Below are 17015 nucleotides of genomic sequence, written 5' to 3'. Positions count from 1 at the left end.
CCTCAATATCTGATGACGTAATCCGTAGGGCGCTAGATTGCTGAGTTAAGCGGTGGAGACTTTGCCCGATACAGTAATAAACTCGCTATCATCGTCGTCATCCAGCAGTATTTTGTTCGCTTGAAGAATTCTAATGAGCTTGTCGACCTCCCGGCCATTTATGAGCGCGGCAGAAACCGTTAACTGATTACCCGTCGTTACTACCTGCAGGCGTTCGGACAATGGCTTGCCCTTCGCATTCACGACGGGCGCGGCAGACTTCGCTCTACCGCGCAAGTCATGCTCAATCGACCCGCTACCATCCTCGCTGGTTTCGACACCATCAGAGACACTTGCGTCATCTGAGATGCTATCACGCTTATCCAGTCCTGCATACGCGACTGTCTCGTCAAACACCTTTAGGAATTGCCGCGCAGCAGCCGAAACAAACCCTTTGTCGAACTCTAGTTCGCTCTGGCAGTGGCTATCGCTTGGTCGATGCGGAACCCATTTGGCAACGTATTCTTGGATTAGTCGAGGCTTGGTAGCGGCTTCTAAAATGCCCCGATCTCGCGCGCCGGGGCGTTGATCAGCGAGGATCGTTCTAGCGAGATCAGATATTTGAAGTCTCCTCTCGCCCTCGCCCCGCACCTCATCCAACAACCCATATTGCTTTAACGCTGCCACAGTCTGCTGAAGTCCGCTGCTCGCAGGAGAATAATTCCAAGTCGTCGCGACCGCAGATAGGCGCGTTGGCTCTTTTTTATGCGCATTAAAAAAGGATATCGCCCTTTCTAACGCGCGTCGAGCATGTTTGCTCGCATTGGCGCTCCCGCTGAAATCGATATAATCCAACTTAAAAGGGTCGCTCGCGCGGCCCTCTTTTTCACTTGGTAGGTAACGGATGAGTAACGTCGTCCCATTTTTCCGCCACCGGCGGCAAGGTGACGGGACAGGTCTCCTGCAAGGGCAATGGCGGCACGATGAACGCCGCCATGTCCGGCACCTACGCACCCGACCGCTATGCCATCGACATGGACATGAAGATGGACGGCGGCGCGCACGCCATGGCGATGACCGCGCGGTCGGAAGGCAAGTGGATCGGCGCGGAGTGCGCGTCGGGCGAATAGATGGCTGACGCGCCGCTCGCCTGCTGGCTGTGCGGACGGCCGCTGGGGTCACGGGTGGAATGGCATCATCCCTTGCCAAAAAGCAGGGGCGGCCGGACGACGGTGCCGGTGCATCCCATCTGCCACCGCACCATCCATGCGACGATCGGCAATGCGGAACTGGCGCGCCGCTATGCGGATGCCGAAGCCCTGCGCGCGCAGGCGGACATCGCGCGCTTCCTCGCCTGGATCGCCGACAAGCCAGCAGACTTCCATGCGCCGACGCGGCGGCGGCGCTGATTTTCGCTTGCGCTTTTGCGCCGCCGGGTAGAGCCTCCGTTCCATGTTCCGTGACGAGAACAGGGGAGAGGATATGCGAGACATGCGTGGAGCGGCGATGCCGCTGATGCTGGCGATGGGACTGGCCGCCTGCGGGAGCGATCCCGCGCCGGCGCCGCAGCCCGAGGAGAAGCCGATCGTGATGCAAGGCGGGCAGTGGGAACTGACACGCCGGACCACCGGATACAACACGCCCACCGTCACGCCGGCCGAATATCAGCAGGCCTTGAAACAGATTGGCGAGGATAAGCTGTGCCTGGCCGTCGACAAGGATGGCGTGCCGGATCCCAATGCGCTGGCCGGCGCGGAAGGGACCGAATGCAGCTACAAGGACAAGATGCTGCGCAAGGGACGGCTGATCGCCACCCTGTCCTGCAAGGCGGGGGCCGGGACGGCAGAGATTGCGGTGGAAGGCAATTACACCGCCGACACGCTGACGCTGGGCACGACCATGACGAAGACGGAGGGTGGCCAGCCCGTGCTGCGCACCACCCATGACCTGACGGGCCAACGCACGGGCGATTGCCCCAAGGCTTAGCAGACCCGCCGCTATTCGAGCGCGCGGATCGCCCGCTCGTCGCACCGGCCCGGCCCTCGTTCAATCGGGCTTGTCGTCGGAACGGCGAGCGTCTGGCCGATGCGCAGCGGGGCGAAACGCTTGCGCTCAATCCCCTCGCAGCGCAGCGCCAGTTCCAGCATGCGCGGCGGCGTGTCCCATTGTTCGTAGGACAGGTGGAACGTGCCCCAGTGGATGGGAATTGCGGTCGACGCCCCCAGCCGCTTGAATATCTCGACCGCCTGCAACGGGCCGATATGCGCGTCGGACTGCATCTGTCCCTTCCAGAAGCGGAAGGCCCCAATGGGGATAAGCGCCAGCCGGATCGGGCCGAAGCGGCGCGCTTCATAGGGCCAGCCCATGTCGCCCGCCCCAGTGTCGCCCGCAAAGAAGATGTTTCCCGCCCGCGTTTCAATGACGAAGCTGGACCAGAGCGCCCGGTTGCGGTCCGTGCCCCAGCGGCTGCCCCAATGATGGTTGCGGCTGACATGGACGCGATAGTCGGGGCAATGTTCGTAATTGCCGCACTGGACCACGGCCTGCGGAGCAAGGCCGTTCAATGCCGCGCCGCTGACCGACTGGCCCCAGTCGAGTGCCGTCGAAGGGATGCCGTTCGCCTTCAGGATCGTGTCGTTGCCGAGGCTGGTGACGATCTTGGGCCGGTCCCGCTCCCACAGCCTTTTCAGGGTAGGCAGGTCCATATGGTCATAATGATTGTGGCTGATGACGATTAGGTCGATCCGTGGCAGGTCGTCGAAGCGGATGCCGGGCTGGGCGATGCGCTTCGGGCCGAACGGTGGCAAGGGGCTGGCATAGTCGGACCAGATCGGATCGGTCAGGATGTTGAGGCCCGCCGCCTGCACCAGCACGGTCGCATGGCCGACCCAGGTCGCCGTCATGCCCCGCGGCGCGGCGAAGGGCGCGGGACGCGCGGGCTTGACCGCGATCGCTTCGGGCCATTGCGGCCGGTCGTCATCGCCCAGCAGCCAGCGCAGGATGAAGCCCTGACGGCTGGTCCCCGGCGGCGCGGGCATGTCGATCTCGCCATCGGGATTGAAGAAATGCGCGCCGTCATAATGGCGGCTGACCGGCCCCTGATAATAGATGCGGTCCAGGAAAGGCGGAACGATCGTCACCATGAGGCACAGCGCGACGATCAGGAACAGCAGAGCGACGCCGGCGGCTTTGACGATGATGATAAGGCGGCTCATGGCGGCTCCCGCTGCGGTCACGGTCCGCACATAGCGCGCCATGCGTCGCCGGCAAGAGCGCGACGCATCAGCCCGATACGATCAGCCCTGGTCGCGATAGGCCATTTGCAGGATGCCCCAGTGCCGCCCCTTCACATGGATGGACGCGATCACCTGCTTCAGCAGGATGACGTCGCCATCGGCGGTCAGGCGGCGATAGGCCTTGATGCGGAAGGGCTTGACCGTGGTGCATTCCGACCGGGTATCCTCGCCCTCGAAGATCGAGCCCTGCCGCGAATATTCGAGGTTCCACTTGATGTCGCCGGGCCGTTGCGGCTGCGCGCGTTCGGGCATGGCGACAGCGCCGAAGGCGTTGCGGTCGGTGAAGGTCATGCCGAACAGGCCCGGATATTCGCGCGCCATTTCCTGCCTTGCCCGCGCGGCGGGCAGCATCACCGCCTGTACCGGATGGGAAAAAAGCGGCGGATTGCTGCCGACGACGGGATCATAATGGGTGCGCAGCACATCTTCCAGGCTGACGACGCCTGCGTCGATCGCCGTCTCGATCGCGCCCGCCACGGCGGCGGCGCTGTCCAGGCAGAAGCGGATATAAGGCGAATCGGGGATGTCGACGCCGCTTTCGGCCAGATATTGCAGCAGCTTGTTGGTGTCCTCGCTGGCCGTGAGGACGCGGCCGGACAGGCGTTGCAGCCCATCGGCATTGTCGTTCGACGTGCTGGCGAGCGCCGACAGGCCGCTGCGAATTTCCCCAGCCGATCCGACCATGGACCCGATCCGCTGCGCCACGGCTTCGCTGTTGTCGGACAGGCCCTGCATCAGCGTGCCGAGCCGGTCGACTAGCGCCTCGATATTCTTGGTGTCGTTGAGCGCGGTGCGCGCGGTCTGCGCGCCGTGGGTGATGCTGTCCAGCATGCCGCCCGCCTCGCCGGTCAGCGCTGCGATCGACTGTTCGATGGTGTGGGTCGCGGCGGCGGTTTCCTGCGCCAGCTTCTTCACCTCGGCCGCGACGACGGCAAAGCCGCGCCCGGCGTCGCCCGCGCGCGCCGCCTCGATCGTGGCGTTGAGCGCGAGCAGATTGGTCTGGCTGGCGATGCCGCTGATGACGCTGGTCACATGCGCGACCGTCTTGAGCGCTTCGCCAAAACCATCGAGCCGGCTGTGGACGCGGTTCACCTGTTCGATCAGGTCGACGAAATTATGGTTGGCGGCGGAAAGCTGGCGGCCCGAATCATCGATGATGGCGCGGGCGGCGATGGCCTTGTGCCGTGCGTCCTCCCCCGCGAGCGACACGCTGTCGCCGTCGCGCGACAGCTGCGTCGCGGCGCCGCTGATCGCTTCGATCGTGCGTGCCTGCTGCGTCACGCGTTCGGCCAGTTCGCTGATGTCCGCCTGCAGATCGAGCGTGCGGATGCCAAGGTCGCCAGACAGTTTGGCGACCTTCATGACCGCCTTTTCCACGGCGTGCGATTGTGCTTCGTTTCCCACGGATATGATCGCTATCGCACCATGGTAAAATAAGGGTTAGCGCTGTGGCCGCTATCCCATCATCACCAAGAAGGTGAAGAACAGGGAAAGCGACGCGCAGGCGAAGCCGTAGAGCAGCGGCAGCCGAAGCAGCGCCCCGGCGCGCGACAGCGCATAGGCATCCTTGAGCTGACGGTACATGTGCCAGGCGGCGAAGAGGATCAGCGCGGCGGTCACCAGTCCCGCCTCCACATGCAACGCGGATAGCAGCATCGACAGCGAAAAGAGCAACGACATGAAGGCGATCGAATAGGTCACGTAGATCGCATGGTCGTACATCTTGAACCGGCGGCTGAAGGGAAAGAGCAGCCAGAGGAAGGGCAGGGATATGAGGATGAGCGCCCAGGAGAATTTATAGGCGTTCGCCTTCAGCTTGTAATAGGCGAATTCGGGATTTTCGGCCGCTGCGTTCACGACCCGGCCCACCGTCTTGGCCACGCCGCCGTTCAGCCCCTCCGCCTCCAGCGACCGGCTGATGTCGCCGGCCAGGGTGATGCCCTTGCGGTCCTCGCGCGCATCTTCCAGCCTTTCGGTCAGCGTCTCCCGCCGCCTGTCCGAGAGGCCGCCCTGCGCCAGTTCGGTTTCGATCTTCCTGATACGCGCATCGACCTTCGCCTCTTCCTTGCGCAGTTCCGCCGTCGCGCCCTTGTCCATCGTGGGCCCCTGGGGCTTGGCTGAGCCGTGATGGCTGGTGAGCGAGAAGATCGCGTACATCAGGAAGGCGGAGAAGAGGAACAGGGCGAAGGGCGATACGAATTTCGCGCGTTCCCCATGGATATAGCGGCGCGTCAGCATGCCCGGCCGCAGCGCGAGTTCGGGCAACGTCTTCCAGATCTTGCCCTCGAAATGCAGCACGCCATGGGCGAGGTCATGGCCGATGGCGGCGAAGCTGCGGTGCAGATGCGCCGCCTGCCCGCATTGGCTGCAGTAGGTGCCATGGACTTGCGCGCCGCAGTTGAGGCAGGCGCCATGGTCGGCGTCCGCCTGGGCAGGCGCGGCCTCGCCGTGACCGGGCTCGACCGCCCGCGCCAGCATCGCTCCGGTGACGGCGTCTCCCGCCGCTTCGATTCCCCCTGTCATGCCGTGGGATTACCAGCCCTGCAGGGGGCTTTCCAGCCCGCCATGCAGCGCCTGCGACAGCCGCTGTGTTGCCGTAATGTCACGGCTGGCAATATTTCGACATGAAGCGGGGCGGGCCAGCCCGGATCGTCACCATCCCGCCACAAATCCTGCCTAGCCGCGCGCCATCGACCCGAAGGCCGCCGGCGTCATAGGAGAGGCGCGACGCGCAAGGCGGCCCGGATCGGACACATATCTCTTGCAAGGAATGACCTCGTGACCTTTTCGAAGACCGGCCGCGCGCTGCTGCTGTCCACTGCGCTTGGCGCCCTGTCCCTTCCCCTGGCCGCCGGCGCGCAGGACGCCGCGTCGGCCCCGGCGGCCGACGACCAGCTGAGCGAGATCGTCGTTACTGCCGAGCGTCGCTCCGAAAACCTCCAGAAGGTGCCGGTGTCGGTCGGCGTCGTGCAGGGCGACCAGCTGCGCAACTTCACCGCGGGCGGCGGCGACATTCTTGAACTGGCGGCGCGCGTGCCCGGCCTCTACGCCGAAACCACGACGGGCCGCATCTTCCCGCGCTTCTACATTCGCGGCCTCGGCAATATCGACTTCTACCTCGGTGCGTCGCAGCCGGTCTCCATCATCCAGGACGATGTCGTGCTGGAGCATGTGGTGCTGAAGTCCAACCCCGTGTTCGACGTCAATCAGGTGGAAGTGCTGCGCGGTCCGCAGGGGTCGCTGTTCGGCCGCAACACCACGGCCGGCATCATCAAGTTCGACACGATCCGGCCATCGATGGACTGGCAGGGCCGCGCGCAGGCCAGCTATGGCAGCTATAACACCGTCACCTTCGACGGCGGCGTGGGCGGCCCGATCGTCGCCGACAAGCTCGCCTTTCGCGTCTCGGGCCTCTATCAGCGCCGCGACGACTGGGTCGACAACGTCTATTCAGGCCCCAGCGCCGACGGCACGAAGACGGGCAAGGACGTGATGGGCGGCTTCGAGGAAAAGGATGCGCGGCTCCAGCTGCTGCTCCAGCCCAACGAGACGCTGTCGATGCTGACCAGCGTCCATGCCCGCGACTATTCGGGCACATCGACGCTGTTCCACCGCGCCGCGCTCAAGAAGGGGTCGAACGACGTGTCGGCGGAACCGCGCGGCGTCGTCGCCTATGACGAGGCGAACAACAATCCGCAGGCGTACAAGACCTACGGCGCGTCGGAGCATATCGCGATCGACATGGGTCCGGTGACGCTGACCTCCATCACCGCCTACGAAACCACCTCGGGCTACAGCCGGGGCGACACGGACGGCGGCGCGGCGGCGAACTTCCCGGTGAACGGGGTCGCCAACGGCTTCGGCCAGAGCCAGGGCCAGGTGCGCGATCTCGACCAGCTGACCCAGGAAGTCCGCCTCGCCAGCAACGGCAACGCGGCGTTCAAGTGGCAGCTGGGCGGCATGTATTTCGACAGCCGCGACACCACCGACTTCTACCAGCGCGCCTATTTCCTGACGACAGCCGCGAACAATCCCAACAACTGGGTGCGCCTGCGCAACAAGAATGACAGCTGGGCCGTCTTCGGCCAGGCGAGCTATGAAGTCGTTCCCGGCTTCACCATCACCGCCGGGGGGCGCTACACCAAGGACACGAAGGAAACGCGCCTCGTCCGCACCACCGCCAATGCGGCGGGCGTCGCCACCTATGCCGGCCGTCGCTATGTGAAGCTCACCGGCAAGGAGCCGAGCTGGGATCTGAGCGCGCTTTATGAAGTGAGCCCGGAAGTCAGCCTCTACGCCCGCGTGGCGCGGGGCTTCCGCGGTCCCACCATCCAGGGCCGCTCCGCCGTGTTCAACAGCGACTTCACCACCGCCGATTCGGAAACGATCATGTCCTACGAAGGCGGCATCAAGACCAACCTGTTCGACAATCGCCTGCGCTTCAACCTGACTGGCTTCGCCTGGCGGGTGAAGGACATCCAGCTGAACGGCAATGACGTCAACGGCAACGGCGTGCTGTTCAACGCGGACAAGGCCGACGCCTATGGCATGGAAGCCGATCTGGAAGCGCGCCCGTTCGAGAATCTGACGCTGTCGGCAGGCCTCAGCCTGCTGCACACGAAGATCAAGGACAAGAATGTCTATGCGCAGGTGTGCATCCTGAACGGCGTGGTGGTCTGCACGGTCGAGGATCCGACGATCCGCGTCGGCGCCAACACCTTCGCGCAGATCGACGGAAATCCGCTGCCCAATGCGCCCAAATATACCGCCAACGTCGCGGCGCGCTACGACATCCCGCTCGGCAACGGCGGCAAGCTGTTCGCGTCGACCGACTGGAACATCCAGGGCTATACCAACTTCGTGCTCTACCGGACGAAGGAGTTCTATTCGAAGGGCGACTTCGAGGGCGGCCTGAAGCTTGGCTACACCGCGCCGGACGGCAAATATGAGATCGCCGCCTTCGCCCGGAACATCACCGGCGAGAAGAATCTCAAGGGCGTGATCGAAAACTATATGGCGGCGGTGTTCAACGAACCGCGCATCATCGGCGTGTCGCTGAGCGGCAAGCTGTAACGCGGTTCTTCACTGCGTTCGTTTCGAGCGAAGTCGAGAAACAAGTCAGCGCGCCGTCCAGCCTGGGCGGCGCGCTTTTTTCAGGCGTCAGCTCGGATTGATGGGGGCGAGCGTCACGCTCTCCCAATCCGGCGCGGGCGGGGTCCGACCCATCGTCCAGTTGGTCTGCAGCCGCACCTTCGGATTGGGCGCACACCAGATCTCGCCGCTGTCGGACAGGCCCGTCACCCAGATCAGATTATGTTCCTGGCCGTAATCGATGACGGCGAAGGCGAAGCCCTTTCCCTTGCCCTCTATGTCGACGGGCAGGGGAGGGTCGAGTTGGGTGAAGGGCATGAGGCAAAGGCTCCGGCTAGGGGATGCCGGACACAATGCGGAAGATCAGCCCCCGTTCCGCTGAATCAGGAGGGACTGATCGAGGTTAGGCAGTTCCTGCGACGCGCTCCATTTGGCGATGGAGCGCGTCCCGGCGATCAGGCCTGCTCCAGCAGTCCCTCGCGCTTGATCTTCTCCTGCCACACCAGCGGGGCGAGGCGGTGGACATTCTGGCCTTCGCTGTCGACCGCGACGGTGACGGGCATGTCCTCGACCGTGAATTCGTAGATCGCCTCCATGCCCAGATCCTCGAAGCCCACGACCTTCGCCTCCTTGATCGCGCGGGCGACCAGATAGGCCGCGCCGCCCACGGCCATCAAATAGGCGCTCTTGTGCTTTGCGATCGATTCGGTCGCGGCGGGGCCGCGCTCAGCCTTGCCGACGCAGGCGGCGAGGCCCTGTTCCAGCATCATGTCCATGAACTTGTCCATGCGCGTGGCGGTGGTGGGGCCGGCGGGGCCAACCACCTCGTCGCGCACCGGATCGACCGGCCCGACATAATAGATGACGCGTCCCTTGAAATCGACCGGCAGGCTCTCGCCAGCCGCCAACATGTCCGCGATCCGCTTGTGCGCGGCGTCGCGTCCGGTCAGCATCTTGCCATTCAAGAGCAGCCGGTCGCCATGCTTCCAACTCTGGACTTGCTCCGGCGTCAGCGTGTCGAGATCGACGCGGATCGCTTCCTTGCTCGGCTTCCAGTCGACCTGCGGCCATTCGCTGAGCTTGGGCGCTTCCAGATAGGCAGGGCCAGAGCCGTCCAGCGTGAAATGGGCGTGGCGGGTGGCGGCGCAATTGGGGATCATCGCCACCGGCTTGCCCGCCGCATGGCAGGGATAGTCGTGGATCTTGACGTCGAGCACGGTCGCAAGCCCGCCAAGGCCCTGCGCGCCGATGCCGAGCGCGTTCACCTTGTCGAAAATCTCGATCCGCAGTTCCTCGATCTTGCTCTGGGGGCCACGGGCTTTCAGTTCGCCCATGTCGATGGGGTCCATCAGGCTTTCCTTGGCGAGCGCCACTGCCTTTTCCGCGGTGCCGCCGATGCCGATGCCCAGCATGCCGGGCGGACACCAGCCGGCGCCCATTTGCGGCACCATCTCCAGCACCCAGTCGACGATCGAATCGCTCGGGTTCATCATCTTGAACTTGGTCTTGTTCTCGGACCCGCCGCCCTTGGCCGCGACATCCACGATCACCTTGCTGCCCGGCACCATCTCGACGTTCAGGACGCAGGGCGTGTTGTCCTTGGTGTTCTGGCGCGAGAAAGCGGGATCGCGCAGGATGGAAGCGCGCAACCGGTTTTCGGGGTTGAGGTAGGCGCGGCGCACGCCTTCGTCGACGACCTCCTGCATGGAGCGGCCATTGTCGTCCAGGCGGCAGTCCATGCCCCATTTGATGAACACGTTGACGATGCCGGTGTCCTGGCAGATCGGGCGGTGCCCTTCCGCGCACATGCGGCTGTTGGTCAGGATCTGGGCGATGGCGTCCTTCGCCGCCGGATTGGCCTCCGCCTCATAGGCTTTGCCCAGCGCGCGGATATAATCCATCGGGTGATAATAGCTGATGAACTGGAGCGCGTCAGCCACGCTCTCGATCAGATCTGCGGTCTTGATGACGGTCATCTTACCCATTCCCTATAGCTTGCCGCCCGCCCTGCACGGCGGGTCGTCGCAAGGCGCGGCTATAGGGTTTTGGCCGATCGGGTCAATGCGCCGCCAGCGGCCCGTCCGCGAAGGGGAACATCGACCAATAGGGCTGCTTTTCTTCCAGAACCCGCGCGACGTTAGGCCGGGCCTTTAGTCGGTCGAGATAGGCGGTGAGCGCGGGGCAATCCTTGCCCAGCGGAACGATCGCGTCGGCGTAGAAGAGCGCGGGCGCCGCCGCGCAGTCGGCCAGGGTGAAGGCATCGCCCCCCGCCCACACCCGCCCTTCGATGCGCGACTCGATGAGGGCATAGGCCCTTTCCAGCAAGGCGCGCGCCTGCTCCACCGCCATCGGATCGCGCCGGTCCTCCGGCCGCAGCCGGTCGGCCACCAGCGCCTGCACCGGCGTCATCACATAATTGTCCAACAGCCGGTCCATCAGCCGTACCTCCAGCGCCGCGTCGGGATCGGCGGGGATGGGGCGGAAGGAGCCGGGATCGTGCAGCGCCAGATATTCGATGATGATGCTCGCTTCGGCGACCGTTTCGCCGCGCACCGGATCGCGCAGGATCGGGAACTTCCCCAGCGGCCAGAGCGCCTGCCATTCCGCCGCGGCCGCTTCGTCCGCCAATATCCGCCGCTCGAAGGGCACGCCGCTTTCGTAGAGCGCGACCAGTACCTTCCAGCAATAGGAGGAAAGGGGATGATAATAGAGGATCATAGCGGCTCCATCGGTAGGCATCCCCAAGCCATGGTGTATCGGCAGAATCGGACATGCCGCCTTTTGCGTGGCAAGGCTCAATTTATTTTTTCTTCGCGCAATCCCTCTTGCCTTTTGCAGGGGGCAGGGAAGTCCGCGCGTCGCTGCGCCGCAGCTCGATTAACGGAGTCATTCTGTCGATGAATCGAGTCTCTGAACCGTCATTTACCCTCTTGCGCCTTTGAGCGGCTATGGCACTATCCCTTGTATCGGGTTAACGGGGGTTACCCAATAGATTGTGATCGCAGCGTCAGGACATTATCTTGGCGACCGGACTTTCGTCCCCGCGATACCTTCAGTTGGGCCTTTTTCCGTCCCCCGGGCGGTGCGGTTCATGATAGGATGCGCGGCTCACTCCGCGACCCGCTTGACCGAATCGAACGAAACAGGAACATTCGGGGGCTGCGATGGATTTTCGAGATAGTGGACAAGGTGGCGACGTGGCGACTGTGATGGATGACCTGCTGGAAACGGCCCCGCTGGAAACGGCAAAGAGCAATGCGCCGGCCGCGCCTGCGAAGCCTAGCAAGAAAACGGCGGAAGTCATTTCCTCCTCGGCGATCCAGGCGCGCCGCTTCCATGTGGAGACGGACAGCTCGCGCGACGCGCTGCTGACCGAATTCGGCAAGGACACGCTGAACGATCGCTACCTGCTGCCCGGCGAAAGCTATCAGGATCTCTTCGCCCGCGTCGCCGCCGCCTATGCCGACAATGCCGACCATGCCCAGCGCGTCTACGACTATATCTCGAAGCTCTGGTTCATGCCGGCCACCCCGGTCCTGTCGAACGGCGGCACCGGGCGCGGCCTGCCGATCAGCTGCTACCTGAACAGCGTCGACGACAGCCTGGAAGGCATCGTCAACACCTGGAACGAGAATGTCTGGCTCGCCTCGCGCGGCGGCGGCATCGGCACCTATTGGGGCAATGTGCGCGGCATCGGCGAGCCGGTGGGCCTCAATGGCAAGACCAGCGGCATCATTCCGTTCGTCCGGGTGATGGATTCGCTGACCCTCGCGATCAGTCAGGGCAGCCTGCGTCGTGGGTCCGCCGCCTGCTATCTCGACATCTCCCACCCGGAGATCGAGGAGTTCCTGGAAATCCGCAAGACCAGCGGCGACTTCAACCGCAAGGCGCTGAACCTGCACCATGGCGTGCTGCTGACCGACGAGTTCATGGAGGCGGTGCGCGACGGCGCGGAATTCAACCTGCGCAGCCCCAAGGACCAGTCGGTGCGCGGCACGGTCAACGCCCGCGCCCTGTTCCAGAAGCTGGTCGAAGTGCGGCTCGCGACCGGCGAGCCCTATATCGTCTTCTCCGACACGGTGAACCGGATGATGCCCAAGCATCATCGCGACCTGGGCCTCAAGGTCTCGACCTCGAACCTTTGTTCGGAAATCACGCTCCCCACCGGGCGCGATCACCTCGGCAACGATCGCACGGCGGTCTGCTGCCTGTCGTCGATGAACCTCGAAACCTGGGACGAGTGGAAGGATCACCCGACCTTCGCGGAAGACATCATGCGCTTCCTCGACAATGTGCTTCAGGACTATATCGACCGCGCCCCGCCCGAAATGGCGCGCGCCAAGTACAGCGCCAGCCGCGAACGCTCGGTGGGCCTGGGCGTCATGGGCTTCCACAGCTTCCTTCAGGCGCGCAACATCCCGTTCGAAGGGGCCATGGCCAAGTCGTGGAACCTTCGCATCTTCAAGCATATCAATGCCAAGGTGAACGAAGCGTCGATGCTGCTGGCGCATGAGCGCGGCCCGTGCCCCGACGCCGCCGATCAGGGCGTGATGGAGCGGTTCAGCTGCAAGATGGCGATCGCGCCCACCGCGTCGATCAGCATCATCTGCGGCGGCACGTCGGCCTGCATCGAGCCGATCCCGGCCAACATCTACACGCACAAGACGCTGTCGGGCAGCTTCGCGGTCAAGAACCCGTACCTCGAAAAGCTGCTGGTCGCCAAGGCCAAGGACAGCACGGCCGTCTGGAACTCCATCCTGGAGCGGGGCGGATCGGTCCAGCATCTCGACTTCCTGACGCCCGAGGAAAAAGACGTGTTCAAGACCAGCTTCGAAATCGACCAGCGCTGGTTGCTCGAACTCGCGGCCGACCGCACACCCTATATCGACCAGGCGCAGTCACTGAACCTGTTCATCCCGGCGGATGTGGAGAAATGGGACCTGCTCATGCTCCATTTCCGCGCGTGGGAACTGGGCATCAAGTCGCTCTACTATCTGCGGTCGAAGTCGGTGCAGCGCGCGGGCTTTGCCGGCGGGGTGGAAGCGGACAACACGATCGACGCCCCCAAGTTCGAAATCGGCGAGACCACCGACTATGATGAATGTCTCGCCTGCCAATAAGCATGGCGCGGTGAGCGGCGCGGCGGAGCGATCCGCCGCGCCTGCCGCCTCATTCTTCCTCTTCGAACGTCACCGCGACGTCGGCATTGGCGCTCAGGCGCACGGTGCCGTCGCTCTCGACCTCCGCGATCAGGCCCTGGCTGATATAGTGATGATGCCCTTCATGGCTGCCCGTAGCGCCCTCGATCTGCGCCCCGCTGTCCTTCTTGGTCAGCTTGATGCGGTCTCCATCGACATGGTCGACGGTGCCCACATGGACGCCGTCGGCGCCGATGACTTCGGCATGTTCCTTGATTTGGCTGAGGTCGACCATCATTGCTCTCCTGTTGCTGAGGGGACGGCGACTGAACGTCCCGCCCTCGGCCCGGTTGCAACCGCCCTTCATTCGTAACGAATTCGCCCGGAGTATCCGTCATGCCTCTTCTCCAAGCCTCCAAGGTCTACAAGCCCTTCGAATATCCCTGGGCCTATGAATATTGGAAGCGCCAGCAGCAGCTCCACTGGCTGCCCGAGGAAGTGCCCCTGGGTGAGGATTGCCGCGACTGGGCGCAGAAGCTCTCCGATCACGAGCGCAACCTGCTCACGCAAATCTTCCGCTTCTTCACCCAGGCGGACGTGGAGGTGCAGGATTGCTACCACGAGAAGTACGGCCGCGTGTTCAAGCCGACCGAGGTCAAGATGATGCTGACCGCGTTCAGCAACATGGAAACGGTGCACATCGCCGCTTACAGCCATCTGCTCGACACGATCGGGATGCCCGAAACCGAATATAGCGCCTTCATGCAGTATAAGGAGATGAAGGACAAACACGACTATCTCGCCCAGTTCGGCGTCGATACGGACGAGGATATCGCCAAGACGCTGGCGATGTTCGGCGGCTTTACCGAAGGGCTGCAGCTCTTCGCGTCGTTCGCGATGCTGATGAACTTCCCGCGCTTCAACAAGATGAAGGGCATGGGCCAGATCGTCAGCTGGTCCGTCCGCGACGAAACGCTCCATTGCGAAGGGATCGTCCGCCTGTTCCACGCCTTCGTCAAGGAACGCGACTGCCTGACCCCGGCGGTCAAGGACGACATCATGGACATGTGCCAGAAGACCGTCCGGATCGAGGACGCCTTCATCGACCTCGTCTTCGAAATGGGGCCGGTGCCTGGCATGACGCCCAAGGACATCAAGAAATATGTCCGCTACATCGCCGACTGGCGGCTGGGGCAGCTGGGTTTGAAGCCCATCTACATGATTGAGGAGCACCCGCTCCCCTGGCTCACCCCGCTGCTGAACGGCGTGGAGCATGCCAACTTCTTCGAAACCCGCGCCACCGAATATTCGAAGGCCGCGACCCGCGGCCAGTGGAACGACGTCTGGGATGCCTTCGACCGCCGCCAGAAGATCAAGGGCACAGAAGCCGCCAACGCTGACGAAGAAGGCCCGGACATGTTCAAGGCCGCGGGGATCGCGGCGGAGTAGGTCGCGAATTTGGATCAGTCCGCATTTGCGGATTGATCCGCCCCTCCGCTTCTGCCAAGATCTCCTTATGTTCTCATCCGCCCACCTTCCCGACTCTCACGTCGATCTTCTCGCCACCGCGCGGGCCAAGCAATATGGCACCATCCTCGCCGATCCTCCGTGGCAGTTTCAAAACCGAACCGGCAAGGTTGCGCCGGAACATAAGCGCCTGAACCGCTATGGTACAATGACGCTGGATGAGATTTGCGCGCTGCCGGTATGCGATATCGCGGCCGATCCTTCGCATCTTTATCTCTGGGTGCCAAATGCGCTGCTGCCGGAAGGGCTTCAGGTGATGAACGCTTGGGGCTTCCGCTATATTTCAAACATCGTCTGGCACAAGGTCCGCAAAGATGGGGGATCGGATGGGCGCGGCGTGGGTTTTTACTTCCGTAATGTGACCGAACTGCTGCTGTTCGGCGTTCGTGGAAAAAACGCCCGAACGCTTTCTCCTGGCCGAAGCCAAGTGAATATGATCCAGACCCGCAAGCGCGAGCATAGCCGCAAACCAGACGAGCAATATGAAGTCATCGAGGCCTGTTCCTGGGGACCCCGGCTCGAAATGTTCAGTCGAGGCGCTCGTAAGGGATGGGACGTGTGGGGCAATCAGGCGGACGAGAGCTATAGGCCGACGTGGGACACCTATAGTTATAATAGTGCTATTGCAGCTGAATGATTGCTTTGATCCATGCTTGAGCGCCTCCGAGATAGTGGTTTCGAAATACAATTTACCAGTCATGCGGAAGCGATCATGCTTCATGACTTTCATGAACAGATTGGCGAGTTAGAGAGCGCGCTTCTGAATATATCGCTACCGATCTCCGAGGTTATCGGCGGAGGCGGCGGGGAGGCAAAAATGACGCAGCGGCTTCGCCGAGGGTTGGCTGCGCTCAATTGGACAAAGCATAACTTTGAAATGACCAAAACGGTCGATGGAGTGCCAAAGGAGTCCATCAGCCACGAGATCGATCATGTGAGGCGGGCCGCGAAGGGCACGATCGCTTTCGAAATAGAATGGAATAACAAAGATCCGTTCTTTGACCGCGATCTTGAAAATTTCAAACGACTTCACGCTGAAGGAGCCATCAGTGTCGGTGGTATCGTGACACGCGGCTCTGAAATGCAGGCCACCATGCGAGAACGGATAGAGCAATTTGCTTCAGATCGCACAATCCTAGATTTCAATGGCTTGGAGCAGTTTGGTGCAGGTTCACCCACCAAACCGCAAAGAGATCAAATCTGTAAGGACTTAGAGCGCGGGCTCCCGTTCGCCAAGGCATGGTCACGCAAGTTTACGTCTGACAAATTCGGCCAAGCAACGACTCATTGGTCAAAGTTGCAAGATCGGATCGCCAGGGGCGTTGGGAATCCCTGCCCATTGATCCTGATCGGTTTGCCTGGCTCCATTATCGATATGGCGGCCTGATTGCTCCCCACACCCCGTCTCCGCACCCTCTTCACCAGCCGCTGGTTCGCGCTGATCCGGGCGGTGCTGGTGATCCTGACGGCGATCAACTTCGTGGGAACGGCTGAGGACAAGCCCGCCGATGCCCCCAACGTGCCCGCCGCCGATGGCCTCACCAACGACCAGCGCGCTGCCATCGCCAACGCGCTCTGACGCTCGCGCGACGAGGGGCATCCCGACGCTGCCCCCTGTCCTATTCCGCCCTTTCAATGGCAAATAATGTGTCGGAGAACGCGGATCGGCCAAAGCTCCGTCCGCGCAACAATGATGCGCCGGTAGGAAAGAAAAGCCACGATCCTGCGGGAACTATGCGAAGTTAAGCGGGGGAAATCCTATTTTCGTGGCCGCCGCGTTGCTCCCTGACATTGGGCTGAACGGCCGGTTTTGTTCCGTTCATGCAACATAGATCACACCTGCGGGTTCTTGCCCTCAGAGCCCGATCCAAAAGTTGTTGAGCAATACCAGCATGTTATGATTCACGCCGTCCTTGCGAGAGATGGAGTGATCAATGGCATGGACTGGCATTGCTCGAGATGAGCATAGCCGCAAAGGACTGCG

General features: G+C 62.7%; 16 protein-coding genes and 1 pseudogene. 9 read left to right on the top strand and 8 right to left on the bottom strand.

The window, feature by feature from the left end:
* Window positions 1–45: 45 nt before the first annotated feature.
* The gene (locus tag ACFQ24_RS09405; RefSeq protein ID WP_380910614.1) at window positions 46–834 is read right to left on the bottom strand and encodes a hypothetical protein; all 789 of its coding nucleotides are present in this window, start codon (window positions 832–834) and stop codon (window positions 46–48) included.
* Between the two features lie 71 nt (window positions 835–905).
* Here ACFQ24_RS09405 and ACFQ24_RS09400 point away from each other — a divergent pair.
* The 3 genes and pseudogenes from ACFQ24_RS09400 to ACFQ24_RS09390 form a co-directional block, all read left to right on the top strand.
* Window positions 906–1109, top strand: a pseudogene (locus tag ACFQ24_RS09400) (DUF3617 domain-containing protein); the annotation flags it as partial.
* The gene (locus ACFQ24_RS09395; RefSeq protein WP_380910612.1) at window positions 1110–1388 is read left to right on the top strand and encodes an HNH endonuclease; all 279 of its coding nucleotides are present in this window, start codon (window positions 1110–1112) and stop codon (window positions 1386–1388) included.
* 73 nt (window positions 1389–1461) lie between these two features.
* Window positions 1462–1965: a DUF3617 domain-containing protein gene (locus ACFQ24_RS09390; protein ID WP_380910610.1), complete on the top strand. Its 504-nt coding sequence runs from the start codon at window positions 1462–1464 to the stop codon at window positions 1963–1965.
* Window positions 1966–1976: 11 nt separating this feature from the next.
* Here ACFQ24_RS09390 and ACFQ24_RS09385 read toward each other — a convergent pair whose 3' ends face one another.
* The 3 genes from ACFQ24_RS09385 to ACFQ24_RS09375 form a co-directional block, all read right to left on the bottom strand.
* Window positions 1977–3194 (bottom strand): MBL fold metallo-hydrolase, encoded by a 1218-nt coding sequence (locus tag ACFQ24_RS09385; protein WP_380910608.1) that lies wholly within the window; start codon window positions 3192–3194, stop codon window positions 1977–1979.
* 81 nt (window positions 3195–3275) lie between these two features.
* Entirely contained in the window at window positions 3276–4637 is a 1362-nt protein-coding gene (locus tag ACFQ24_RS09380) for a methyl-accepting chemotaxis protein (protein WP_380910606.1), read from the bottom strand.
* Window positions 4638–4730: 93 nt separating this feature from the next.
* The gene (locus tag ACFQ24_RS09375; RefSeq protein WP_380910604.1) at window positions 4731–5798 is read right to left on the bottom strand and encodes a DUF3667 domain-containing protein; all 1068 of its coding nucleotides are present in this window, start codon (window positions 5796–5798) and stop codon (window positions 4731–4733) included.
* 255 nt (window positions 5799–6053) lie between these two features.
* Between ACFQ24_RS09375 and ACFQ24_RS09370 the strand changes: the two genes are divergently transcribed.
* Window positions 6054–8348, top strand: coding sequence for a TonB-dependent receptor (locus ACFQ24_RS09370; protein WP_380910602.1), 2295 nt, complete (start codon window positions 6054–6056; stop codon window positions 8346–8348).
* Between the two features lie 87 nt (window positions 8349–8435).
* Here ACFQ24_RS09370 and ACFQ24_RS09365 read toward each other — a convergent pair whose 3' ends face one another.
* The 3 genes from ACFQ24_RS09365 to ACFQ24_RS09355 form a co-directional block, all read right to left on the bottom strand.
* Window positions 8436–8684 carry a hypothetical protein gene (locus tag ACFQ24_RS09365; RefSeq protein WP_380910600.1) on the bottom strand — a complete coding sequence of 83 codons (249 nt, stop codon included), beginning with the start codon at window positions 8682–8684 and terminating at the stop codon, window positions 8436–8438.
* A 137-nt stretch (window positions 8685–8821) separates the two neighbouring features.
* The gene (locus ACFQ24_RS09360; RefSeq protein WP_380910598.1) at window positions 8822–10342 is read right to left on the bottom strand and encodes a fumarate hydratase; all 1521 of its coding nucleotides are present in this window, start codon (window positions 10340–10342) and stop codon (window positions 8822–8824) included.
* An 82-nt stretch (window positions 10343–10424) separates the two neighbouring features.
* On the bottom strand, window positions 10425–11084 hold the full coding sequence (locus ACFQ24_RS09355) for a glutathione S-transferase family protein (RefSeq protein ID WP_380910596.1): 660 nt from the start codon (window positions 11082–11084) through the stop codon (window positions 10425–10427).
* A gap of 491 nt (window positions 11085–11575) precedes the next feature.
* Here ACFQ24_RS09355 and ACFQ24_RS09350 point away from each other — a divergent pair, with 491 nt between their 5' ends.
* The gene (locus ACFQ24_RS09350) at window positions 11576–13486 is read left to right on the top strand and encodes a ribonucleoside-diphosphate reductase subunit alpha (RefSeq protein ID WP_380910687.1); all 1911 of its coding nucleotides are present in this window, start codon (window positions 11576–11578) and stop codon (window positions 13484–13486) included.
* Window positions 13487–13535: 49 nt separating this feature from the next.
* Here ACFQ24_RS09350 and ACFQ24_RS09345 read toward each other — a convergent pair whose 3' ends face one another.
* Window positions 13536–13799 (bottom strand): DUF2171 domain-containing protein, encoded by a 264-nt coding sequence (locus ACFQ24_RS09345; RefSeq protein WP_380910594.1) that lies wholly within the window; start codon window positions 13797–13799, stop codon window positions 13536–13538.
* 101 nt (window positions 13800–13900) lie between these two features.
* On the opposite strand from ACFQ24_RS09345, the gene ACFQ24_RS09340 reads away from it, so the two are divergent.
* From ACFQ24_RS09340 to ACFQ24_RS09325, 4 genes are all read left to right on the top strand, one after another.
* On the top strand, window positions 13901–14953 hold the full coding sequence (locus ACFQ24_RS09340; protein WP_380910592.1) for a ribonucleotide-diphosphate reductase subunit beta: 1053 nt from the start codon (window positions 13901–13903) through the stop codon (window positions 14951–14953).
* 67 nt (window positions 14954–15020) lie between these two features.
* Window positions 15021–15668, top strand: a complete 648-nt coding sequence (locus tag ACFQ24_RS09335; protein ID WP_380910590.1) for an MT-A70 family methyltransferase — start codon at window positions 15021–15023, stop codon at window positions 15666–15668.
* Between the two features lie 12 nt (window positions 15669–15680).
* Entirely contained in the window at window positions 15681–16418 is a 738-nt protein-coding gene (locus ACFQ24_RS09330; RefSeq protein ID WP_380910588.1) for a BglII/BstYI family type II restriction endonuclease, read from the top strand.
* Entirely contained in the window at window positions 16419–16610 is a 192-nt protein-coding gene (locus ACFQ24_RS09325) for a hypothetical protein (protein ID WP_380910586.1), read from the top strand.
* The last annotated feature ends 405 nt before the right edge of the window (window positions 16611–17015 follow it).

Source organism: Sphingobium olei, assembly GCF_042678845.1.
Taxonomy (GTDB): domain Bacteria; phylum Pseudomonadota; class Alphaproteobacteria; order Sphingomonadales; family Sphingomonadaceae; genus Sphingobium; species Sphingobium olei.
Note: the sequence above shows the minus strand (reverse complement) of the source record. Positions and strands in the feature narration are given on the sequence as shown.

Coding starts and splice junctions, on each gene's coding strand:
- ACFQ24_RS09395 (WP_380910612.1), top strand. CDS start 1,110: ATGGCTGACGCGCCGCTCGCCTGCTGGCTGTGCGGACGGCCGCTGGGG.
- ACFQ24_RS09360 (WP_380910598.1), bottom strand. CDS start 10,342: ATGACCGTCATCAAGACCGCAGATCTGATCGAGAGCGTGGCTGACGCG.
- ACFQ24_RS09375 (WP_380910604.1), bottom strand. CDS start 5,798: ATGACAGGGGGAATCGAAGCGGCGGGAGACGCCGTCACCGGAGCGATG.
- ACFQ24_RS09340 (WP_380910592.1), top strand. CDS start 13,901: ATGCCTCTTCTCCAAGCCTCCAAGGTCTACAAGCCCTTCGAATATCCC.
- ACFQ24_RS09390 (WP_380910610.1), top strand. CDS start 1,462: ATGCGAGACATGCGTGGAGCGGCGATGCCGCTGATGCTGGCGATGGGA.
- ACFQ24_RS09330 (WP_380910588.1), top strand. CDS start 15,681: ATGCTTGAGCGCCTCCGAGATAGTGGTTTCGAAATACAATTTACCAGT.
- ACFQ24_RS09365 (WP_380910600.1), bottom strand. CDS start 8,684: ATGCCCTTCACCCAACTCGACCCTCCCCTGCCCGTCGACATAGAGGGC.
- ACFQ24_RS09385 (WP_380910608.1), bottom strand. CDS start 3,194: ATGAGCCGCCTTATCATCATCGTCAAAGCCGCCGGCGTCGCTCTGCTG.
- ACFQ24_RS09380 (WP_380910606.1), bottom strand. CDS start 4,637: ATGAAGGTCGCCAAACTGTCTGGCGACCTTGGCATCCGCACGCTCGAT.
- ACFQ24_RS09345 (WP_380910594.1), bottom strand. CDS start 13,799: ATGGTCGACCTCAGCCAAATCAAGGAACATGCCGAAGTCATCGGCGCC.
- ACFQ24_RS09350 (WP_380910687.1), top strand. CDS start 11,576: ATGGATGACCTGCTGGAAACGGCCCCGCTGGAAACGGCAAAGAGCAAT.
- ACFQ24_RS09355 (WP_380910596.1), bottom strand. CDS start 11,084: ATGATCCTCTATTATCATCCCCTTTCCTCCTATTGCTGGAAGGTACTG.
- ACFQ24_RS09335 (WP_380910590.1), top strand. CDS start 15,021: ATGTTCTCATCCGCCCACCTTCCCGACTCTCACGTCGATCTTCTCGCC.